The 23,850-nt window shown below is 28.4% G+C and carries 22 protein-coding genes; 2 read left to right on the top strand and 20 right to left on the bottom strand.

Annotation, left to right across the window (positions count from 1 at the left end):
* Window positions 1–544, bottom strand: a 544-nt coding sequence (locus Q0V15_RS04010) for a TetR/AcrR family transcriptional regulator (protein ID WP_297436234.1), incomplete at its 3' end; no start/stop codon positions are given.
* A gap of 200 nt (window positions 545–744) precedes the next feature.
* Here Q0V15_RS04010 and Q0V15_RS04005 point away from each other — a divergent pair.
* The gene (locus Q0V15_RS04005) at window positions 745–2,409 is read left to right on the top strand and encodes an MFS transporter (protein WP_297436232.1); all 1,665 of its coding nucleotides are present in this window, start codon (window positions 745–747) and stop codon (window positions 2,407–2,409) included.
* Between the two features lie 196 nt (window positions 2,410–2,605).
* Entirely contained in the window at window positions 2,606–3,799 is a 1,194-nt protein-coding gene (locus tag Q0V15_RS04000; RefSeq protein WP_297436230.1) for a hypothetical protein, read from the top strand.
* Window positions 3,800–3,885: 86 nt separating this feature from the next.
* Here the strand turns inward: Q0V15_RS04000 and Q0V15_RS03995 are convergent, their stop codons facing one another.
* From Q0V15_RS03995 to Q0V15_RS03895, 19 genes are all read right to left on the bottom strand, one after another.
* Window positions 3,886–4,458 (bottom strand): Uma2 family endonuclease, encoded by a 573-nt coding sequence (locus tag Q0V15_RS03995; protein WP_297436228.1) that lies wholly within the window; start codon window positions 4,456–4,458, stop codon window positions 3,886–3,888.
* A 1,103-nt stretch (window positions 4,459–5,561) separates the two neighbouring features.
* Complete coding sequence (locus tag Q0V15_RS12985; RefSeq protein ID WP_367173765.1) at window positions 5,562–7,025, bottom strand: (2Fe-2S)-binding protein; 1,464 nt, start codon at window positions 7,023–7,025, stop codon at window positions 5,562–5,564.
* A 374-nt stretch (window positions 7,026–7,399) separates the two neighbouring features.
* The gene (locus Q0V15_RS03980) at window positions 7,400–8,185 is read right to left on the bottom strand and encodes a sirohydrochlorin cobaltochelatase (RefSeq protein WP_297436226.1); all 786 of its coding nucleotides are present in this window, start codon (window positions 8,183–8,185) and stop codon (window positions 7,400–7,402) included.
* An 80-nt stretch (window positions 8,186–8,265) separates the two neighbouring features.
* Window positions 8,266–9,540, bottom strand: coding sequence for a glutamate-1-semialdehyde 2,1-aminomutase (hemL, locus tag Q0V15_RS03975; protein WP_297436224.1), 1,275 nt, complete (start codon window positions 9,538–9,540; stop codon window positions 8,266–8,268).
* Window positions 9,541–9,573: 33 nt separating this feature from the next.
* Window positions 9,574–10,539: a porphobilinogen synthase gene (hemB, locus tag Q0V15_RS03970; protein ID WP_297436240.1), complete on the bottom strand. Its 966-nt coding sequence runs from the start codon at window positions 10,537–10,539 to the stop codon at window positions 9,574–9,576.
* Window positions 10,540–10,632: 93 nt separating this feature from the next.
* The gene (cobA, locus tag Q0V15_RS03965; protein ID WP_297436238.1) at window positions 10,633–12,105 is read right to left on the bottom strand and encodes a uroporphyrinogen-III C-methyltransferase; all 1,473 of its coding nucleotides are present in this window, start codon (window positions 12,103–12,105) and stop codon (window positions 10,633–10,635) included.
* Between the two features lie 11 nt (window positions 12,106–12,116).
* On the bottom strand, window positions 12,117–12,992 hold the full coding sequence (gene hemC / locus Q0V15_RS03960; RefSeq protein WP_297436222.1) for a hydroxymethylbilane synthase: 876 nt from the start codon (window positions 12,990–12,992) through the stop codon (window positions 12,117–12,119).
* Between the two features lie 19 nt (window positions 12,993–13,011).
* Window positions 13,012–13,662, bottom strand: coding sequence for an NAD(P)-dependent oxidoreductase (locus tag Q0V15_RS03955; RefSeq protein WP_297436220.1), 651 nt, complete (start codon window positions 13,660–13,662; stop codon window positions 13,012–13,014).
* Complete coding sequence (gene hemA / locus Q0V15_RS03950) at window positions 13,629–14,822, bottom strand: glutamyl-tRNA reductase (RefSeq protein ID WP_297436218.1); 1,194 nt, start codon at window positions 14,820–14,822, stop codon at window positions 13,629–13,631. The genes Q0V15_RS03955 and hemA overlap by 34 nt, the downstream gene beginning before the upstream one ends.
* Window positions 14,823–15,126: 304 nt before the next feature.
* On the bottom strand, window positions 15,127–16,002 hold the full coding sequence (locus tag Q0V15_RS03945) for an Rpn family recombination-promoting nuclease/putative transposase (RefSeq protein WP_297436216.1): 876 nt from the start codon (window positions 16,000–16,002) through the stop codon (window positions 15,127–15,129).
* Between the two features lie 249 nt (window positions 16,003–16,251).
* The gene (locus Q0V15_RS03940; protein WP_367173764.1) at window positions 16,252–16,728 is read right to left on the bottom strand and encodes a DUF6434 domain-containing protein; all 477 of its coding nucleotides are present in this window, start codon (window positions 16,726–16,728) and stop codon (window positions 16,252–16,254) included.
* Between the two features lie 324 nt (window positions 16,729–17,052).
* Window positions 17,053–18,006, bottom strand: a complete 954-nt coding sequence (locus Q0V15_RS03935) for a TDT family transporter (RefSeq protein WP_297436215.1) — start codon at window positions 18,004–18,006, stop codon at window positions 17,053–17,055.
* Between the two features lie 214 nt (window positions 18,007–18,220).
* A complete protein-coding gene (locus Q0V15_RS03930) occupies window positions 18,221–18,655 on the bottom strand; it encodes an MOSC domain-containing protein (protein ID WP_297436212.1) in 435 nt (144 codons plus the stop codon).
* 5 nt (window positions 18,656–18,660) lie between these two features.
* Entirely contained in the window at window positions 18,661–19,623 is a 963-nt protein-coding gene (gene moaA / locus Q0V15_RS03925; RefSeq protein ID WP_297436210.1) for a GTP 3',8-cyclase MoaA, read from the bottom strand.
* 4 nt (window positions 19,624–19,627) lie between these two features.
* Window positions 19,628–20,113 carry a cyclic pyranopterin monophosphate synthase MoaC gene (moaC, locus tag Q0V15_RS03920; protein ID WP_297436209.1) on the bottom strand — a complete coding sequence of 162 codons (486 nt, stop codon included), beginning with the start codon at window positions 20,111–20,113 and terminating at the stop codon, window positions 19,628–19,630.
* A gap of 51 nt (window positions 20,114–20,164) precedes the next feature.
* Window positions 20,165–21,178, bottom strand: coding sequence for a molybdopterin-binding protein (locus Q0V15_RS03915; RefSeq protein WP_297436207.1), 1,014 nt, complete (start codon window positions 21,176–21,178; stop codon window positions 20,165–20,167).
* 65 nt (window positions 21,179–21,243) lie between these two features.
* The gene (locus tag Q0V15_RS03910) at window positions 21,244–21,735 is read right to left on the bottom strand and encodes a molybdenum cofactor biosynthesis protein B (RefSeq protein ID WP_297436205.1); all 492 of its coding nucleotides are present in this window, start codon (window positions 21,733–21,735) and stop codon (window positions 21,244–21,246) included.
* 262 nt (window positions 21,736–21,997) lie between these two features.
* Entirely contained in the window at window positions 21,998–23,062 is a 1,065-nt protein-coding gene (mobB, locus tag Q0V15_RS12980; RefSeq protein ID WP_367173763.1) for a molybdopterin-guanine dinucleotide biosynthesis protein B, read from the bottom strand.
* 11 nt (window positions 23,063–23,073) lie between these two features.
* Window positions 23,074–23,850 (bottom strand): molybdopterin molybdotransferase MoeA (locus tag Q0V15_RS03895; protein WP_297436203.1); only part of this gene is annotated, 777 nt, incomplete at its 5' end.

Below are 23,850 nucleotides of genomic sequence, written 5' to 3'. Positions count from 1 at the left end.
CTCCTTGTAATCTTTCCATATATATCGCTGTAAGTTTTGCAAGTTCTTTTGGACTTTCTTTAAAATCTTTCCTTACCCATGTTTGTAACACATTCCAAAAACCTCCTGATATAAACTTTAAAAAGTATTCTATTTCTGGAGTTTCTTCTTCATCCCCCTTCATTAATTTTCTTAAGTCTTGCATGTATATATCATATTTATAATTTAAAATACCAAATAAATTCCTTTCAAGTAAAAGCTTTAAAAAATCTCTTCTATCATACCAAAACTGAATATAACGCTCTGATAATTCTAAAGGATTAGCCATTTCTTTTAATATTCCAGTCCCTTTAAACTCTGAAAGTTTTAAATCTATGGCAGTTTTAATTACATCTTCTTTACTATTAAAATTTCTATAAAATGTTTTTCTTGCTACTTCAGCCCTACTGCAAATTTCAGTTATTGAAATACTATCAAATTCTTTTTCTTTTAAAATTTCAAGCATTGCATTTGATATACGCTCAATTGATTTTTTATTTCTATTTTTCACCCCATAATTTTCCATGTTACATATTCCCCTTTCTGTGTAAGTTTCATTAATTAGTTGACTAAGCATTTATGTTTAATTATAATTGAAATCATTAAAAGACACAAATGTGACAGTTTTAACAAATTGTAAATAGATTATTACTGCTTGTACAAAAGAATTGTACAAGCAGTAATGATTTGACTAATTCAATTTTTTAAAACTCAGGAGGAGAACAAATGAAAAAAGCATCAACTAAACTTGCTATGGTAGTTTTCCTATTAGGTATTGCAATGGGAGCACTAGACTCTGGTATAGTAGCCCCTGCTAGAAATATTATTGCAGATGGTCTACATGTTAGCCAGTCAGCAAGTATATGGATGATTACAATCTATACACTTGCGTTTGCAGTATCAATGCCTATTATGGGAAAACTTTCAGACAAATTTGGAAGAAAAAAGATTTATATGATTTCAATAGTATTATTTGCTATCGGGTCATTACTATGTGGATTATCTAATATTTTTGAAAGTTACCCTATGTTTCTTTCATCAAGAGTTCTTGAAGCCATTGGTGGTGGAGGTATTATGCCTATTGCTACTACATATATTGGAACTTCTTTTCCACCAGAAAAAAGAGGTTCAGCACTTGGTTTTATAGGTGCTATATTTGGTATATGCACAGTTATTGGACCAACACTTGGTTCAGCTATTCTTGGTTTATTTGGTAATCAAAACTGGGGAATATTATTCTTTATAAATATACCTATAAGTATAATTGTTATAATTCTTGGATTAAAGCTAGATGAGAGCAAAGCAGTTAATAGTGGAAAACTTGATATTGCAGGTTCACTTTCACTTGGAATTTTAATACTTTCACTTATGTATGCACTAACAAATCTAAAATTTGATAACTTATCTGCATCATTAACTTCTAAAGATGTATTACCTTATCTTATTATATTTGTTATAAGTATACCTATATTTATATTTATTGAGAAGAAAGCTCATGATCCAGTACTTGACCTTTCATATTTCACTAACAAGAATATATTAATAACATTAATCGTTAGTTTAATTGTAGGTGCAGGGCTTATGTCACTAGTATTTTTACCTCAATTCAGTGATAATGTTCTGAAACTTCCATCAGGAACTGGAGGATACTTCTCAACAATATTTGCTGTATTTATGGGAATATCATCAGTAATTTCAGGTAAGCTTATAGATAAAATAGGTGCTAAGATAGTACTTATAATCGGATTTATAATCTCAATAACTGGATGTATTTACTTTGCTTTTGTAACAGCAAGCTATCCAAACCTTATTAATTTACTTGTTGGGATAGGTATACTTGGTTCAGGATTTGGATTTACATTTGCAACACCACTTAATTATCTTATGATGGCTCTTGTACCAGAATCAGAAGCTACAATGGGTCAATCAACTGTTGCACTTGTACGTTCAATAGGAGTTGCTGTAGGACCAAACCTACTTGTTAACTTTATATCTAATGCAGCTCAAAAAGTACCAACAAAACTTATGAATGTTATGCCAAAACTTCCAGAACAGTTTGCACATCATTCAGCTAATATGTTTAGTAGTGGTGCTAGCACATTCCAAAATGCATCAGCAAATAATATATTTAGCTTAATATATAATATGACAAGTAAGCAATTTAACCTACTAGGACAACATATGGGAAATAACCCTATGTTTGTAGAGTTTAAAACATCTTACCTTCATAAACTTGCAGATTCTAAAGATATTATAACAAGTACATTCCAAAGTACGCTTAATAAAGGATATGGAGATATGTTCCTTGCCTCAGCAGTATTTTGTATTATAGCCTTAGTAATATCATTTTTCTTATCAAGTAAAAAGAATTTAAAAGTAAAAGATAAATAAATAAAAAGGAATTAAACTCTTCATATTTGAAAAGTTTAATTCCTTTTTTAGTTACTTTAAATTTAATACCTATTTACTTAATTTATAAAAGCTTAAAAATAGCCTATCTACTAGACATGCTACATTTTATTAAGTATTATACAAAGTATCTAAGAAATTTAAAATAAAATAAAAGTGAGGTACTATTGAATTGGAAATGAATTATAAAGTCTATAAAGAAGAACTAACATCATATTATGGAGATGAAAATCATCTAATTGACCATACATATAGTGACCTTTTAAATATTACAGAATATGAAAGGTCTTTTATTAAATTATTAAGTGAACTTAAATTAACTAAATCACATAGATTTAGTAGTGATTTTATGATTGTTGCAGAAAACACTAAAAATATAGTTGGTGACAGAGTTAGCTCTTGTATAGAATATACACAGCTCTGCAAAGATATGATTACTACAAATACAGGTATGTATCTAAATAAAATTTCCCTTACTATTGAAGATAAAATCGTTATTGAAACATTTAATCAAAGAAATAATTCTTATATGATTGAATCATACGACTCTATGAAGCATCTAAAAAAAGGATTCTTATATTTAGGGTTTAGTGAATACCAAGTTGACTATATGTTATATCAATTAGTCTACTCCACAATAAATTTAGGAGAAATTCAAGTAAATAAAATAATAGATGAAGGATTTTTATTTATGGAATTAGTTAAATATGTATCTAAAATATCATATCTAATCACTATTGATAGAAGAAATGATATTTTAGATGTATATTATAGATCAACATCTAATGATAACATTTCTATATCTATTAAAAATGGTGATATATTTTTAGGTTATGATACAGTGCTTAACAATTTTAGTGAAGAAAGATATGGTAATTCATATAAAGCAGAATTAATCAGTTTTATTAGTACTACATTCAAAGAAAAAATATCTGAGGTACTAATAGAAGTACTAGAAGACTGTGCTTTACTTTTACACAAATCTACACTAAATCATAAAAATAATACTAAAATTGATTTAAATAAATCACTTTCAGATGGTTATACAGTAATACTTGATTCTATAGAAGATGATATTTTTAATAGTAAACCTGACCTAATTAAGACTAATACAATTAACCCTAGTATAACTAAATCAGTAGCAACTAATATAGATCCTTTAAATGAATATGTAGAAACATTAATAAAAAAGAATATTAAAGAAATAATACCAGTAATAAGCGCTAAGGTAATTACTGAATTATACTCTATGAAGCTAACTGATAAAGTAATAATAGATATATTAAAATCAGCAACATTAAATACTGATATATTAACAAATGAAGAACAAGAATCTATACGTAAGATTCTTATAAAAATTGAAAATCACTAATAAATAATTATAGAGGATTATAAAAATCAAAAGCTATCGCTAGTTAATTTAAAATTAACTAGCGATAGCTTCATTTTTACTCTCAATTATAATCCTAAACCAGAAAATATATTGTTTAATTTAAATTCTAAATCATCCATTACTATACTTTTATATACCTCATCAATTCTATAAGAATTATTTAGATAATAAACTTCGTATTCATTTAATTTATATTGGTGTATTTCTCCATTTTGATATACTAAATTATATTCTTTTATCCCAGCTTTAGCGTAAATCTCCATTTTAGTGATAGTATCTAAACTGGCATTACTAGGTGATACCACTTCAAAAATTAATGTTGGAATAGTTAAAAATGACTGACCAAGTGTTTCAAATTTATCTTTTTCACTATCTTTACATACAACAAAAACATCAGGTTTAACTCTATCTTTACCTAAAATAACCTCTATTTGTTCTGAAAATACTCTACAAGGCTTATTTAAAAGATAATTATCTACCTTTGCATTAATCCTATTCACTATAGTATTATGATTTATAGATGAAAATGACTTTGCATATACATAACCTTTTATAAACTCTAATGGAACATCACTTTTTTTCTCAAGTTCTAAAAACTCTTCTAGAGTATATAATATATTTAATTCCTGTATTCCCATTTAATCACCTCTTTGCTTTATTAAATTTAGTATATCATAACTCTTTTCTAAAAGTTCAATTATCTTCAATAACTTTTAGAAGTTTATCTTTCTTAAATATAGTAGCTTAACTATGAACTGGCACCGGAGCTGAGCTAAAAGCGTAGTTTTTCCCTATATAATAAAAATATTACTTCTTATTATATAGGAATATAACTACACTTAAATATGAACAGTATACCATCACATCACATTTTCACACACCCTATTTATTATGATTACTCACAAGAAATTAACATTATAACTCTATCCATAATGCCTATTACTTTATAAACATATATAAATATAAAATAATAGATTTTCCTGCATCCCAAAGCTTTAGCTTTCTAGAATATCCACTCCTGACCTTTAAGTTGTCACCACTCTCTTGCCTATACTATCATCAAATAAGGAAATGAATATATGTATAGAGGCTCACTTTCTGCATTGGCTTAGCTAACCGCATAAATTAAAATATCAAAAAGTAAATAAAAGAATTTGGGGTATAAGAAGCTAAACTTATCAAAACTAATTTTTAATAAATCTATGGTTTAAATTCAATTTTTAACTTTAAGTTTTACTTATCCTTTGCTATATTTAATCTAAATATTTAAAGTCTTTGCAAGACTTCCATATAAGTTATAGAAACTGCATAGTCCAAATAATACTATGCTACCAAGCAATAAAAATAGGCAACATTAATTCAAAGATAAATTAATATGAAGCTAAAAATATTACTAGAAAGCAAAAAAGCTCCTTAGATTTTAAAATCTAAGGAGCTATATATCAAACATTAACAGTAGAATACTCCTACACACAGAGCTATCCCACCTTTAAATTAAAATCAAATATACACATATAAATAAAACTAAATATGCTATTAATGTATAAAAAACAGGAAAACTGTTTAAAATACTTAATGAGCCTTTTGTCTTATGTTCCTCAGATACTAACGTTATCTGTTGAATCTCACAAGTGTTTTCAGCACTTATAAGATGAAGGGCTTTTTTATTCTCTTTTATATGTGTAGTATTTGAACAAAGATTAAAAAATATACATAAAATATTTTAAGTTCATTTTTATTACTATTTTTTTATCTCTATTATATTTTGTATAAGGTGCTTACACTTTCCACATCCAGTTCCTGCCCCTGTGATTTCACTGATTTCGCCCACAGTATCTGCTCCATTTTTAACTGCCTCAACTACAGTTTCCATTGAAATATTCTTACAACCACAAACAACTGATAATATCTTTTTGATATCTTCAATACATCCACCACAACCAGTTCCTGCTCCAGTTACATTCTGAATATCTTCAACTGTTCTAGCTCCATTTGTCATAGCCTTTCTAATATCCCCATAACTCACTTGTTTACACTTACAAACTATTCTATTAGCTGGTACTAAAATAGCTGTAACATATAAATCTCCATCAGTTTTTAAAGAATGTTTATTTCCTGCATGTGCAACAAAAACATCTCCCACCTTTAGCTCAATCTCTTGCTCCTCTAATACTCCAACTCCAGAACCTTTTATACAATAAAATATTTCATCTTGTGCTGCATGGTCATGTAATGGTACTTTCATCTCTGACGTTATATGATAAACCTTTGTTTCAATCTCTTCTTTTACTTTATTTATATCCATACTATCACTCCTAATCCATTTATTATTTATTTCATTATTCATACTTCTAAATTTGCTTGGGCTAATACTTGTATATTTTTTAAAAAACCTAGTTAAATTAGCAGCCTCATTAAAACCTAATTCATTTGCAATTTCACTAATACTCTTTTGCTCAAAACATAGCTTTAACTTCATCTTTAAAATAAGCTGTTGAATTATATACTGCTTTGCAGAGATATCAATAGCCCTTCTTGTCATTAAATTAATAGTCTTCTTTGAAACATGCATCATATCAGCATAGCTCTCTACTGTTTTTTTCTCATTAAGATGCTTATCTACAAGCCCTATAAACTGCATAAATATCTCATTATTCTTCTCATATTTAAAGCTATTCTCTTTAAAAGCACTTCTAAATATAACTCTTCCTAAACTTTTAACAGTATTTGCAATTACTTCATAATCCATAATCTCATCAAAATTTAAATACATTTCACTTACCGTCTTAAATAGTCTTTCTAATACTGAACTATACTTACATAATTCTTGAAATTTAATATGTGGATTCATATAACTTTGCTTATACAAATCCTTAATATCAGAATTTTCATTGCTTAAAAACTCACATAAAAAGCCTTCAGTAAACATAAGTAAATAGCCCTCCACATTAGTAAATTCACTATATCTATGGATTCTATTTCTTGAAATAACTAATGCTTCACCCACTTGAACCTTATATTCTAAAAAATCAATTTCATGAGTATATTCACCCTCAGTAATAAAAATTAAATTATAAAAATCAGTACGAAAATGCTTTGTTATAGAAGTTTGATCAGCAACAGCAAAAAACTCCTTTAAAGATATAATCTCAAAACCTTTATTGCTTTCTTCATTCCTAAACTTAATCTTTTTTACATTGTCCATAATATCCTCCTTATATTTCTTTTTCCCTCAATATAAAATCCACTTACAACTATCTTAATTATATAATTATTTACTAAAATTTGTAATAGCAATACTATACTAAAAACTATCAAAATGAAACCTCTATATCCTTACCTTACCATATAGAATATCCTTATAATCTAACTCTAAATAATCTTTATCAATATTTTCAAAGTTTAATATTTATAAATAGATTAAATTACACTAAATATTTTACTGGCTCAATAAACTCTCTACATTTTTATTTTATTGGCATCCCACATATAAATTTTTGATGAAATTCAAAAAAACTATTATAGCTAAACCTTTAGCCACAATAGTTTTCTCTATTCTTATACTTATATAGTCAAATTTCACTTTGAGATAATATCTTTAATTCGCGCTATAAAAATATCACGAACCTCTTTATATTCAAGCAAACTTTTTTCTACTACTTCTACATCTATACCTAAGTTTTTGATAGTATTACACCAAGAGTTTTCACCCTTAATAATATCATTTTTAACATGTTTACCAATTAGCATAAATAGAAGATTAATTTGCAGTTTATCTATTTTCTGCTTTTTAATTTCTTCTACTGTATATTCTAGGTTATTTTCACCTGCAAGTGTGCCTACTATTATATTTTCTTTATATAAAACTTTTAATCTTTCTTCAAATACTCTATATTCTTTATTAGAGTGTTTAGTAGAACCATGCCCTATAAATAGTTTATTGCTACTATCTTCTGTATTTTTTATAATAGCATTAAGTACTTTATCACAAGTTTTATCTAAAGTTTCTTTCTGCCCATATATAAGTGGATTCCCTATTTTTATACTTTTAAAATCATCTATATAATTATTCATTATAAGTTCTATTCTTTTAGACTCATCACCAATCATAAAGTATGCTGGTTGAATTATTATATTTTCAAAGCCTTCTTTTTTAATATTTTCTAAAACATCTACAAAATGCTCTATATTTATATCATCTTTTTCTTTGAGTATTGTGCAAATCCTCTTTAGCATAAAGCAATTTCTTACTTCGTACTGATTTCCTACTTGCTCTTTAACTTCATTTTCAAGAGTATAAATAGCATTTTTTATTGCTTTTTTATTTGCAGTCCCAAAATGAACTAATAAAATTATAGTTTTCACTTGTTCTCCTTACTGAAAATCATTCCCCTTAAAATAAATATTCACCTATTTATATTAATATTTAATATTTAATTTTTCAATTATATTTCAAATTTACTAAATGCTTCTAAGAATTTATTTATATGCTCCTGTGTATGCTTCGCACTTAGGAAGATTGTTTCATACTGTGATGGTGGAATGTTTATTCCCTCACTCATCATATGTTCAAAGTATTTATTGAATAATTCTATATCACAAGTTTTAACATCAGCAAAAGATTTAACTTCATTAAGCTTTGTGAAGAATACTGTAAACATACCACCTTGTCTATTAACTGCTACTGGTATATTTTTTTCTTTAGCTATTTTTCTTATACCTTTTTCTAGCATTTCACCCATTTCATCTATATGTGTATAAATACTTGGATTATTTTTAAGTTTATTCAGTGTAGTTAGCCCTGCTGCCATAACTACTGGATTTCCAGACATTGTTCCTGCTTGATATACTCCCCCAAGAGGTGCTAATATCTCCATGATATCTTTTCTTCCACCATATGCTCCACAAGGTAGTCCACCACCCATTATTTTTGCATATGCAATTAAGTCTGGCTTAACATCAAATAAACTTTGTGCACCTTCAAATGATACTCTAAATCCACTCATAACTTCATCAAATATTAAAAGTGCTCCATATTTATCACACATATTTCTTAAAGCTTTCATAAATTTATTATCTGCTTTAATCATTCCCATATTACCAGCTACTGGTTCTATAATAACTCCTGCAATATCATCACCATATGCTTTAAATAATTCCTCTACTTGCTTTTCATCATTATAAACACCAATGATAGTATTTTTTATACTGTCATTTGGAATTCCAAGAGAACCTGCAATTCCTTCTGTTAAAACTCCTGAACCAGCTTCAACAAGGAATCCATCAAAATGTCCATGATAACACCCAGCAAATTTAATTATTTTATTTCTTTTTGTATATCCTCTAGCAAGTTTTACCGCACTCATTGTAGCTTCTGTTCCTGAGTTAACCATTCTTACCATTTCTACATTTTCCATGTTCTCACAAAGGAATTTTGCCATATCAAGCTCAAGCTTTGTTGGTATACCAAATGCTAACGCACTTTTTGATATATCTTGTATGCTTTTAACTACATCTGTATCACAATGACCAAGTATCATAGGTCCCCATGCAAGTACAAAATCTATGTAGTCTTTTCCATCCTCATCTGTGATAATTACTCCATTACCACTTTTGATAACTGGTGTTTGCATATTAAAACCTTTATATGCTCTCACTGGTGAGTTTACCCCACCTGGCATATATAATTTTGATTCTTCAAATATTTTATGATTTTTCATCTTATTCTCCTCTTAACTTTCTCTCTCTTTTAATTATTCTCTTATCCATCTTGCTGCATCCATTGCATGATATGTTATTATCATATCTGCCCCTGCTCTTTTTATAGATAGCAACATTTCAAGTGCAACTTTTTTCTCATCTATAAGCCCAAGTTTTGCTCCTGCTTTAACCATAGCAAACTCACCACTTACGCTGTATGCACATATTGGAACATTTACAGTATCTTTAGTTCTTCTTATTATATCAAGGTAAGAAAGTGCTGGTTTAATCATTATGATGTCTGCCCCTTCTTCTAAGTCATATTCAATTTCTTTCATAGCTTCATTGCTATTAGCTGGATCCATTTGATATGTTTTTCTATCCCCAAACTGAGGTGCTGAATTTGCAGCCGCTCTAAATGGTCCATAAAATGCAGAACAATATTTAGCTGAGTAACTCATTATTGCTACATCTTTAAAGTTGTTTTCATCAAGAATATTTCTTATATATCCAACTCTTCCATCCATCATATCAGATGGTGCAACCATTTGTGCTCCAGCCTTTGCATGAGATAATGCTATTTCTCCAAGCTTTACAAGTGTTGAATCATTATCAACTCTCTCACCATCTAATATTCCACAATGTCCATGGTCTGTGTATTGGCACATACAAATATCTGTAATAACGTACATATCCTTTGAAATTTTTCTTATAAGCTCAACTGCTTTTTGAACTATTCCAGTTTCACTATAAGCCTGTGAACCATTGCAATCCTTAGTTTTTGGAAGTCCAAATACTATAACACCTTTAATTTTAGCATCTTCAAGTTCTTTTATAAGTTCTGGTAATCTATCAAGTGACCAGTGATAATTCCCTTCAAGAGATGATATTTCTTCTTTTATATTCTCTCCCTCAACAACAAATAAAGGTAAAATTAAATCATCACTTGTAAGTACATTTTCTCTTACAAGTCCTCTTATACTATTATTTACTCTAAGTCTTCTAGTTCTTTTCATAATAATTCACTCCTTAATATCTTCTACTACATTAAAATACACCCCATAGAAATATATCTAAAGGGCATAAAATTTGTTTCAAGCTAAATACCTGTTTTATATTTTATCCTTCATCTCAACTATTTCATTTAAAAATCCATCTTCTGAATGTTTTTTACATACAGCACATTCAATTCCATATTCTTTTAATGTCCCTGCTGTTCTTGGTCCTATAGCTATACTCTTTTTACTTTTTATTTTCTCTATTCCAAGCATATCTATCATATTAATTACAGTACTAGGGCTTGTATATAAAACAATATCTACTTCATTAAATGAGTTTTGATTTCTAACCTCACCTTTAGTTGTATTGTAAATATTAACTCTATCCACATTTGCTTTAAGTTCTTCAAGTTTTGTCTGTAAAAAATCATTACTTAAATTAGAGCAAGGAATTAAAACTTTATCTTCTAATTTAATATGCTCTTTCATATTATCAAATAAATTTGTTGATATAAATTCTTTAGCAACAACAAAACTCATTATACCTCTTTGCACTAAAGCTTTATCTGTAGCTCTTCCTACACAGTAAAATTTTGCTTTTAAAAATCTTATATCAAATTTTTCTTCTACTAAATAATCAAAAAACATATTAACAGCATTTACAGATGTAAAAACTATATGTTCATAGTCTTTAAGCTTTTCTATATATGGCTTTAAGTTACTCTTTGTATCTTCTATTTTTATTGAATTAATCTCTGTTACTTCTGCTCCAAGTTCTTTAAGTTTTACCTTTAGGTTTGAAGATTGTGCTCTTGACCTTGTAACACAAATATTCTTACCAAATAGAGGCTTTTTCTCATACCATGAAAGTTTTTCACTAAGGTTTACAACATCTCCAACTACTATTATACATGGTGACTTAATTTTACTTTCTTTTGCAAGAGAGCTAATTGTTTCTAAAGTTCCTATAACTTTTCTTTGCTTTGCTCCTGTACCTTTCATAACAATTGCAGATGGAGTATTTATCTCTTTTCCATTTTGAACTAAGTTTGCTACTATATTATCAAGGTTGCTAAGCCCCATCATAAAGACAAGAGTTCCTTTTTCATTTGCTAGAGCATTCCAGTTTATTTTTTGTACTCCTGCAGTCATTCCTGTTACAATATGAAAGCTTTGCGCAATTCCTCTATGTGTTATAGGAATACCTGCATAGTTTAAAGCAGCTATTGGAGATGTTACCCCTGGGATAACTTCAAACTCTATATTATTTTCAGAAAGTGCAAGAACTTCTTCTCCACCTCTACCAAAAACATATGGATCTCCACCTTTAACTCTACCTACTATATGTCCTTTTTTTGCAAGTTCTACAATCATATCATTTATTTCTTCCTGTGTTTTATAATGACATCCTGGCTCTTTTCCACAGTAATAAATCTCACAATCATCATTTAAATAATTTAATACATTACCTGAAACTAGCTTATCATATAAAATTGCTGTACATTCTTTTAAAACTCTAACTGCTTTTAAAGTTAATAATTCTTCATCACCAGGTCCTGTTCCTATTATATATGCTTTACTCACTATTTTCCCCTCCACTACTTTCCAAGTATTTTATCTGCTAGTATTTTTGAAAGTTCTATACTATCACTCTTTTTACCACTAACTTCTTTTTTAACAACTTTCCCATCAACACTAAATACACCTATCATAGAAAACTCATCATCTTTAAGCTCTGAATATGCCCCTATAACACTATGACACCCACCATTTAAAATCCTCATAAAGTTTCTCTCTGCTTCAACCATAAGTCTTACATTCTTATCATCTAACTTTTCAAAATAAGAATTATTTCTGCCACCTTTACGACATTCAATTCCAAGTGCTCCCTGCCCTATTGCTGGTATAAATTCTTTAGGATCAAAATAACTTGTAATTATATTTGTAAGCCCAAGTCTTTTTATCCCTGCTGCTGCAAGAATAATTCCATCCATCTTTTCTTCTTTCATTTTCTTTAGTCTTGTTTGAACATTACCTCTTATAGGTACTATGTTTATATCAGATCTTAGCTCTTTTGTAAGTGCAGCTCTTCTTATACTACTTGTTCCAATAATTGCACCTTCTTTAAGATTTTCAAATGAAGTTACACCATCATTCGCTATAAAAACATCCCTTACATCTTCTCTTTCTAAAATAGCAGTAAGTTCAAATTCTTCTAAAAGGGCAAATGGTACATCTTTCATACTATGTACAGCAGCATCAACTTCTCCCCCTGCAAGTGCAAGTTCTATTTCTTTTACAAATAAACCTTTTCCACCTATTTTACTAAGTGTAACATCAAGTCTTCTATCACCCTCAGTTACTATAAGTTCTTTTCTTGCCTTTACTCCACTACTTTTATTTAAAAGCTGCATAACTTTATCTGCCTGAGCCTGTGCAAGTATACTCTTTCTTGTTCCTATTATTAACTCCATAACTACCCCTACCTTTTACCTACACTTCTAAATCATCAAAAAACAATTTTAAAGTTAAATTTGCTTTATTTTTTTTCCATATTTCTTTAAACTCATCTGTATTTATAAAGGATAATATAGTTTTGCTATCTATTCTACCTTTAACTAGCCCTCTAATTTCATATGTATATTCTTCAAATTTATCATACTCTTTTAAAACACCATTAATTTTTTCTCCAAGTAAAATACTCATTTTAGGATTAGCATTCTTTGTACTTACTGCAAAACTAAAATTATCTGTCTTATCTTGATATGGAAGTTTTGAAACTCCACTCTTAACATCTGAGCAATCAATAAAAATCTTAAAAATCTGATTGCAATCATTTCTTATCTTCTCTGTTAAATTTTTATCATCAATAGCTATGATAATTAAATGCTTATCATAAATAAATGATTTATCATATTCACCAATTACAAGTATTGTTGTATCATTTTTTAAAATTTCAAAATCTTCTAAAAAATCTCTAGATAAAATTTCAACATAAGATTTATTTAAAATAAATCTTTTAGCCTTTAAAAGCCCTGCCTTACCTCCACCTATTATCCCTACTCTTATTTTTTTATAATCAAGCCCTATATATGCTGTTTCAAAATTATCTAACTGAATATTGCCTTTAAAATCCTTAGACATTCTTCCTCATTCCCTTTCAGTTTTTCTTCCTTTAAAACTTCTATAGCCTTATTCATATAAACATCAGAAGCACTTTTTATCATAAGATTTGCAATTTCTACATCATCATCTGTTTTACTCTTATTATAAAAAGTTTTACATCTATCATCTACAATTTGAGCTGAAAAACTTCGTATCTCACTTATATCTTTTGATATCTCCCTAAGCTTTAACCACTCCATGAAATTTTCAATAGCTTCCTTAATAATATACTTATTTTCATACATTCTTTTCTTTCTACTAAGCTTATTAGAATCATCAATTTTACTAATATCATCTATATTACTGAGGCTAACCCTTTCATAAAATCTAATTTTTTCATCTACATCTCTTGGAACTGCTAAATCAAATATTTGAAGTTTTTCACCAAACTCACTTATATCATTTTTTCTAAGAACTATCTCCCTTGATGATGTACATGAAACTATTACATCTACTTTATCAAAAAATACTTTTGCCTTTTCATAGGTCATTACTTTTGTTTTGCTACTTTCTATATCTAATATTTTAGCTACATTTCGAACAACTACTATTATCTCAGAAATCCCAGCACCTAATGCATACTTATGAATATGTCTTCCCACTTCACCAAATCCAATAATCACCATACTTTTTACACTACTGTGCATAGCCTGATTAATAACTATTGATGATGATGAAACTGGTATTTCATAAAGCTTACTCATTGTTCTAAATTTCTTTCCAGCACCTATGGCATTTTGGAATAATCTATTTAAAACAGAGCTAACTGCCTTTTCTTCCTGTGCTATTTTAAAAGCATCTTTAACTTGTCCAAGTATTTGATCTTCTCCAGTAATTCTTGAATGGAATCCACTAATTACCTCAAATAAATGCTTAGCAGCCTTTTCATCTTTAAAAGTGAAAGAATGCTGTTTTAAACTACTATCCCACCCTAAAACACTAAATATTTTATCAACTATTAAATCAAATGAACCAACTACGTTTATATAAATCTCAGTTCTATTACAAGTATTTATAATTACAGCTTCATCAAAAACCATTAAAAATCTTTGTAAATATTCTTTATGATTTTCTGTTACTGCAAATTTTTCTCTTATATCTAAATCAATATTTTTTCTAATTCCAACTAATACTATCATTAATATAAATCTCCCATTAAAAAACTTTAAATCACCTTAAAATTCTACTATTCTAATTATACACTCCCTAGTTATTTATTCCAAATAATCTGCTAAGTTTTTCATATTTTCATCTAAACTATTACCGTAAATATATAGAAGATAAAAAAACTCCCACTAATAGTATTTATTAATACTAAAATCAGGAGTTTATCAAAAAATTTAATATTTTAATTAATATAAATCTACTTTTTAAGTTATCTCAAACTTTATCACATTTTATATTGGCAAGTCTATCTACTCAACCTTTATAATGCCTATATTATTATTTATTATGTTTAAAACGAAGATTTTTAACTAAATTTATTTCAAGTCCTAGCTTAGTTGCAATAGTTTCATCATCAAGTATATCTAAAAAACTAATTGCTGACTCTATCTTACCAGCCTCTCTACCTTCTTCTCTACCTTCTTTTCTGCCTTTATCCATTGCACTATTAATCATATTAGCTCTTTCATGAAGTGATCTCTCTCTGTTCCAATATAGTTCCATTGCATTTTTATCAGCACTTAAGTATTCAATTTTGTTTTCTGCTTTTTGAATTACAGGTTCCAATTCTATCAACTCCTTTAGCGTATTATCTGATATATCTTTTTCAAGGAAAGTTAACCATCTTTCTATTGAACTATCTTTGAAATTTTTATCATTTTTTCTTCTGAATTTTGGAAGTTCTAAGAAATGTATTTCAACAATATCTGTTAGCATATAATCTTTCTCTAAATCTTCCCATAAGTGAAATGATGATTGATAACTCTCTGTTCCAAGAAACTCAAAATCTAATATATTTATTGTTATTACTTTTTCTAAACTTTTGAAATCTTCACCCTTTTTAATATTTTCAAGGTACATCTTTCCCCAGTAAAATAAAGTTCTTTTATCCATATTTCCTTGATCTGTAAGTTGAACTTCTATGTCTATATGTTCATCATTAGAAGTTTTAGCTCTTACATCTATTATACCAGTTCTATCATCTATTAGTTCCCCTGTTAGCTCTTTATTTTCTAAAATTTCTAACTCTACTAAAATATCCTTATTTGTTCTCTTAAGTACAGCATTTATAAATGCTAGTAAAATATCTTCGTTCCCTTTTTCTCCAAAAACTTTCTTAAAAACAAAGTCATTAAGTGGTTTAATTTTTCTCATATATTTCTCCTTACTGCTTTTCTCTTTTGTTATATTCTTATCTATTGCTATCTTAATTATAACATCTTACTCAATAATATTGGAGATCTCTATAAGAATAGGTAGCTTCCCTAAAAGACTTCGATTTAATTACATTAAGCTATTTTTCAAGTACAGATAGGTCTTGCCTTTCATATTTATCATTTCCTACTTTTCCCTTTTTAAATGTCCAACACTTAATTGCGTCTTTTAATATTTTATCTTTATTATCTAAAAAAAATCACGAATATATGTGTTGTATTCAAATTGACTATCTATCTCTGACTTTCCTTTACTTCTCTTTTTATCTTCTTGTATTTTGTACCATTCATTTACTGCATCAGAATATCTTTTACCAGCACTTTTTTTCAGATATTTTTGAAAAATAACATTAAACGAAAATGCATCTCCTATTATTGTTTTAAAGAAAGTTCTATGCTTTTCTGAGCATACAAAGTTTTCTTCAATAATACTCTCCAAAGATAATTCATTAAAATTTATATCAATCTTTTTTCTTTTAGTTCTTGGCTCTATCAACTTCTCACCAGTCTTTAAAAAATATTCTATTCTTTTAGTTATATCTCGCTTTCCACCAGTTGTAGAAAGTTCATTTTCTCTACAAAATAAAATGAGTTGTTCTTTTAAATAATAATATTGAAGAAATGTATCATATTTTAATTCTTTTGAAAGTATTGGACGTTCACTCATATATATCCTCCTCTTATTCATAAAAACTTTATAGCCCTTATACCAAGTCAAATAATTTAATAAAAACTTAACTAACGTACCTTTAAATCTATATATCTAAACCTTTGTTTACTATACATTATATCTATATTATAACCTACTCTTCATTCAATTAGACACTAAATCACTATAATTATCTAACATAACCTACTCTTCGATTTCTTATCTTAAAAGTAAAACACAGTAGTGAAATTTTTATATTTCAACTACTGTGTTTTACTTTTTCACACCTAAAAACTACTATAAAAATTTAAACTTTAAAATTAAATTTTTATAATATTCTAATTAACATATAGCTGTATTACGCTCTGTTAATGCTTTAAAGAATATAATTAAGAAGTTTATCAATACATATGCAACAATTGCTGAAATAACAACTATTTCTATAATTGATATAACCTCTAAATATGGAAGAGCAGCAAAATCATGTGCTCTAAAATACTTAACCGCCTTACAAGTTGCAAGTGAACTTATAGCAAGTGGGAAGGTAAAGGCCGCAAGTGCTGGTGTAAATTTTTGTCTAAATAATTTACTTGCTGAGTAATAAACTATTACTACATTAATTACTAAAAGGATTATTAAAAACCACAAGAAGTATATGTTAAGTTCTTTATAAAGTGATAAGAACCCTGCAACAGCTAGTCCACCTGGGGCAGCCATTACTCCTGTTGTAGCTAATTGGTCTTTAGTAAACTTTTTAGCAAATATTTTGTATAACATAAATGGGTAACAAGCAAGATAAGATACTGTACCAAAGTATAGCATAAATAGTGCAAGTGTATCATGTCCCATTCCCTTACTAACTATTGCTCCAACAACTATCCCAACATATGTTGTATACCAACATGGTAAAACCTCACTAAATTTATGACGTTTAATTCTAAGAAATGTATATATAGCAACGAGGATAAAATGGACTATTACAGCAAAAAGCCATAACCTTGATGTAAATACAGGATATGATTTATGAAAATATGCTGCAATTAAGAATGTTGACATATCTACAGTTGTATAAAAACTTCCTGATATTGGATTTTTCAAATCCTTTATTACGCTTTTAGGCTTTAAAATAAGCTTTAAAATCATTAAAGCTATAACTGGAAATGCAAAATAAATTGCAAATGGTTTAATAAAATGAATATCTAATACTCCATACGCATTACTTACTGTAATAAATGCAAGTGCTGTACCACATATCCCAATTGGATAATTCCCTAATTTTTTCATATAAGCCGCCATTGATTAATCCTCCCCTACAGCAAATCTAAATTTACTGCACTTTATCATGTTGATAGAATGTAATATAACTAAAACAATAATATATTGTTAATATATTAACATACATATTTATAATAAACTATGACATATATCACATTATTTTATCTCTACATATACTAAAAAAACTCTGTAACTTCAAAATATTGAAGTTACAGAGTTTTTTGCTTACTTTAAATTAAAGAGTTATTACTTCCATCTTATCACCAATTTTAATGTTTGCACCTTTTTCTACAGTTCCAAACACTCCATTTTTAGGCATTATACAATCCCCAACCATTTGATATATGTGGCATTTATCATGACACTTTTTACCCTTTTGAGTAATTTCTAAGATAGCATCACCTACTGTAATTTTATCCCCTACTTTTATTGTATCAAGATCTATTCCCTCAGTTACTAAATTTTCACCAAAGTCACCAAACTTAACATTCCCACCTCTTTTTATAAAATCTTCTATTTTTTCTTTTTCTAAAAGAGATACTTGTCTATGCCATTTTCCACCATGTGCATCACCTTTTAATCCAAATCCACCTATAAGTTCTATTTCTGTTATTTGTGTTTTACCTATACCTTTTTTTTCACTAATACATATTGATACTAATTTACCCATTTTCTTCAGCCTCCTATTTCAAACATAAACTTATTATCTTGTGAGTGTTTTTTCTCATTAAATTCATGTTCTGTTTGTTTATTAAATATACTTTCACGAAGTTTTTTCTCTAGTAATAACTCATCTTGATTATTTACAAGCTGCTTTAAATCAAGTCCACCTTTAAAATGTAGACATTCTTTTAAAAATCCATCTGATGTTATTCTAACTCTATTACATTTATCACAGAATTTATTAGACATAGGAGAGATAAAACCAATTTTACCACTACTTCCTACTATCTTTACATATCCTGCGGGTCCATTTATTCCTTCATTTTCTGCATCTTCGACTTTAAATGAATCCTTTAACTTTCCAAGTAGTTCTTTTTGTGTTTTACCTTTAAATTTAATTCCTTCACCAATTGGCATCAGTTCTATAAATCTTACATCTACCTTTTTATCAACAGACATCTTGCAAAGGTCTATAAACTCATCATCATTTACATCATCAATAATTACAACATTTATCTTAACTTTAAGATTTTTCTCTAAAGATTTATCTATAGCACCTAGTACCTTATTTAAATCTCCACCTCGTGTAATATTTGAAAATCTATCATAATCAAGAGTATCAAGACTTATATTAACTTCTGATAATCCAGCATCTACAAGTTTTTCTAACTTTTCTTCAAGTAAAATAGCATTTGTTGTTATACCTATTTTATTTATGCCTGATAATTTTGCAATTTCAATTAACTCATGTAAATCATCACGAAGAAGTGGCTCTCCACCAGTAAATCTTAACTTCTTTATTCCAAGCCCTGCAAATATCTTTATTATCTTTTTAAGTTCCTTATTATCAAGTGTTGATTTTATATTATGAAATTTCACATTACTCTCTGGCATACAGTAAACACATCTTAAATTACAAGCATCTGTAAGTGAAATTCTTAAATACTCTATTTTTCTACCACATCTATCTATCACTTACTTAGTCCTCTCTTTCAAAGTGGAAGTTACCACTTTTTCCACCCTCTTTTGACACTAAGTGAACACTTTCAATTACCATACCTTTATCAATTGCCTTACACATATCATATATAGTTAATGCAGCTATTGAAACAGATGTTAATGCTTCCATTTCAACTCCTGTTTTCCCTGTAGTTGTAACCTGTCCATAAATAATAATTCTTGTGTTTTCTACATCTATTTCAAAATCTATATTCGCTTGACTAATCATAAGAGGATGGCACATAGGAATTATATTACTTGTTTGTTTACTTCCCATAATTCCTGCTATTCTAGCTACACCTAGAACATCACCTTTTTTCATAGTACCTTCTTGTATTTTTTTTATAATCTCTTCATTAACTTTTATACTCCCTTTTGCTAATGCAACTCTTTTAGTTTCCACTTTGTTTGATACATCAACCATATGAGCATTTCCATTTTTATCAAAATGAGTTAAAGTCCCCATTTCTACCCCTCCTTAATTTTTAGCCTTAATTATAATTTTTATAAGCTCTATTTATTTTCCAAAAGAACAATGTGGATATGTGCAAACCTTACAATCTAGACAAAGTCCACCATGTCCAAGCATAGCTATATCTCTTTTAGTTAATTTTTCATCTGCTAGAACTCTAGGTAATACTAAATCAAATACAGTTCTTTTTGAATACATTACACACCCTGGAAGCCCAAGTACAGGTATTCCATCAACATATGATATAAGAAGCATTGCCCCTGGAAGCACAGGTGAGCCATATGTTACTATTTCTCCCCCACAATCCTTTATAGCAGATGGTGTTACATCATCTGGGTCTACTGACATTCCACCAGTACATACAACCATTTCAGCACCTTTTTTAAGCCAATCTTTTATTGCATTTGTAATTGTTTCTTTATCATCATTAACTATAGTTTGACCTAGAACCTCGCAACCAAAGTGTGAAACTTTTCTATCTATTACAGGACCAAACTTATCTGTAATTCTTCCATAAAAAATTTCACTTCCTGTTGTTACTATTCCAACCTTTTTCTTTTTAATTTCATCAACCCACATGATTTTCTTTGTACAAGTTTCTTTTGCTTCATCTAAAAGTTCTTGCTTTATCATAAGTGGAATAACTCTTGTTCCTCCAACTTTTTCACCTTTCTTTACTTCCATATTATTATGTAAAGTAGCGAACATGATATCATCAATCATATTTAATTTTAACAATTCTTCTTTATCAATTCTTAAAAGACCATCTTCCTTTATGAAAACATCTATTTTACCTTCTTTAACATCTCCATATTCAAATCCTTCTCCACACGCTATGTCTATAAGAATTTTAGCAGCATCATTCTCATGGACAAGACCATTAGCTTCTTCAAAAACATATATATGTTCTTTCCCTATTGAAAGTAACTCTTCAATGTCTTCTTCTCTAATTATATATCCTTTTTTAAATGCTGTTCCTTTAAATTCTCCTGGAACTATTTTAGTTATATCATGTAAAAGAACTCTTCCTACTGCATCTCTTGTTTTAATCATTTTCATAATAGTAAACACCCTTTCAATATCAAGTGTATTAAACCACCCAACTCTTTATATAAAACTTTAATTTATTTTCTAGCACAATCTTTAGCTGTTTCATTTAAAATATCAATTCCATGCTTTAATGTATCAAGTATAAAATCTAAAGCTTCTTTGCAAGCCTTTGGACTTCCTGGTAGATTAACTATTAATGTCTTATTTCTTATACCAGACACAGCTCTTGAAAGCATTGCTCTCTTTGTAATAGATAAACTATACATTCTTATAGCCTCTGAAATACCCTGTGCTTCTCTATGAATAATTTCCTTTGTTGCCTCTGGAGTTATATCTCTTGGTGAAAACCCTGTACCACCTGTACTTAGAATTAAATTTACGCCTAGATTATCAGACATCTTTATAAACTGTTCTTTAAGCATTTCCTTTTCATCTGGAACTACTATATAATCTACAACTTTAAATCCATTACTTTCTACAATCTCTTTTATAACTGCTCCACTTTTATCTTCTCTTTCACCACGATATCCTGTATCGCTACTTGTTATTATTCCTACAGTATACACTAAAACATCCCCTTTATTTTCACATTAAAATATTCTTAACATACTATTAATATTACTATATTTTTTTTCCAAATAAAAGCATTTCAGATGAACTTATTATTTTACATAATTCTTGCAAAACTTATGCTTTTTAATTGCCTAATCTTAACAACTTAACCTTTTGTTTTAATAGTTTAATAAAGATTTTCCACTTATAGTATTTCTTATTTTTTTACAAGCAAAATTTTTATTTAATTTTTCTGTAATTTTTTTGTAAAAGTTTTCAATAAGAATCATTTATTATCTCTACTATAGCTTTATAATCATTTATATCTACTTTTTTTGCTAAGCTATCTAAACTTTCATCATCAGTTGCAATTGCAATTAAATTTTCCAAAGGTGTTATGATTTTATCTGAAAAGCCTTTTCTAAAAACTTCTATTTTTTTAAGACTACTATTTTTATATCCCTCTACAATAATATAATCGCTCATTTTATGTTTTTCTAAAATTTCTTCAAGATTGAGTTCATCCGTAAGTTCACTTATCATTGCAAATCTATTTTTTGAAGAAATTGAAATATTATCAGCCCCAGCCATTCTATGCCTATAAGTATCCTTACCTTTTTTATCAATATCAAAGCCATGCACATCATGTTTTATAGTTGATATAATACACTCTTCTTTTTTAAGTTCTTTTATAATACCTTCTATCAGAGTTGTTTTTCCTGAATTAGAACAGCTTGCTACAATATTTATAATCTTTGGGACTTTTTTTAATCCATCTTTTTTTAAACTTATATATTCATCAACAGTATTTATATTTCTTAAACAATTCTCACTATTTATATAGAAATATGATGTACTACACTCTTCTAAAAGCCCTCTAAGTCTGTAATTATTAGAACTTATAAGCTTTTCCAGAGTATTTAAAACTGATTTGTTATATACTGCAAATAAAGGGTCTACACCTCCATTTAATGATGCTACAAGTATATCTTCCTTAGAGTTTATACTACAAATAGAATTTATAATATCTTCTTCTACAAAAGGCATGTCAGCTGCAAGTACAAATATCTTATCTGTACTTGCAGTTTTTAAAGCTGAATATATTCCTGAAATAGGACCAATATCTTTCTTTTCATCTAAAATAAGTCTACACCTATCTTTATATTCTGAATACAGGCTCAAATCATTGCAAGATATACAGATTTCTTTAAATCCTTTTAGCCTGTCTAATATACATTCTATAAATTTCTTACCATCAAGGTCTAAAAATGCCTTAGTTTTATAATTCATTCTTGAATTTTTTCCACCTGATAAGATAACTGCTGTCATTTCACTTTTCATTTTCCCACCTACTATTTATATACTTTTACTAAATCACCTTTATTTAAAGCCTTATCTACTGGAACTTCAAGTATTGCATTACTTCCAAGCATTGTACTAATCTGCCCTGGGCTTTGATATACTCTACTTATATAAACTTTATTTTCTTTCTCTTGCTTAAGCTTAACTCTTAAAAACCTTCTCTTTCTAGATACCTTTGTATATTCATCTTGAACTATTCCATAGACTTCTTGTAATTTAAGTTCATTACAATTAAGCATTTTAGCAATTAAACCTCTTACTGTCAGTTCAAAAGTTGTGGCTGCAGCAACTGGTGTTCCTGATAAGCCTATGTATATTTTATTCTCATTATTTACTGCTGCAAACATTGGAGATCCTGGTTTTATGTCAACTTTCCAAAATAAAACTTTATAACCTATAGCTTCTACTGATTCCTTAACAAGGTCTTTTTCTCCAACTGAAACTCCACCTGTTGAAATTAAGATATCACATTCTTTTTCTGCGCTACTTATAACTTCACTTATAGACTTCTTATCATCAGCTATTGAACCAAAGAATAAAACATTACATCCTAATTCTGATAATCTCATCTTTAAAAATATTTTATTACTATCATATATCTTTCCACCAGCTAACTTTTCACCTGGGTTTAATAATTCATCCCCTGTAGTTATAATTCCAACAATAGGTTTCTTATAAACTTTAATAGTAGCTATCCCTAGTGATGCAAGTGCCATTGCCTGACTTGATTTTATCTTAATACCTTTTTCTAAAATTAAAGTTCCTAC

The organism is uncultured Clostridium sp., assembly GCF_947036855.1.
Lineage (GTDB): Bacteria > Bacillota > Clostridia > Clostridiales > Clostridiaceae > Sarcina.
Note: the sequence above shows the minus strand (reverse complement) of the source record. Positions and strands in the feature narration are given on the sequence as shown.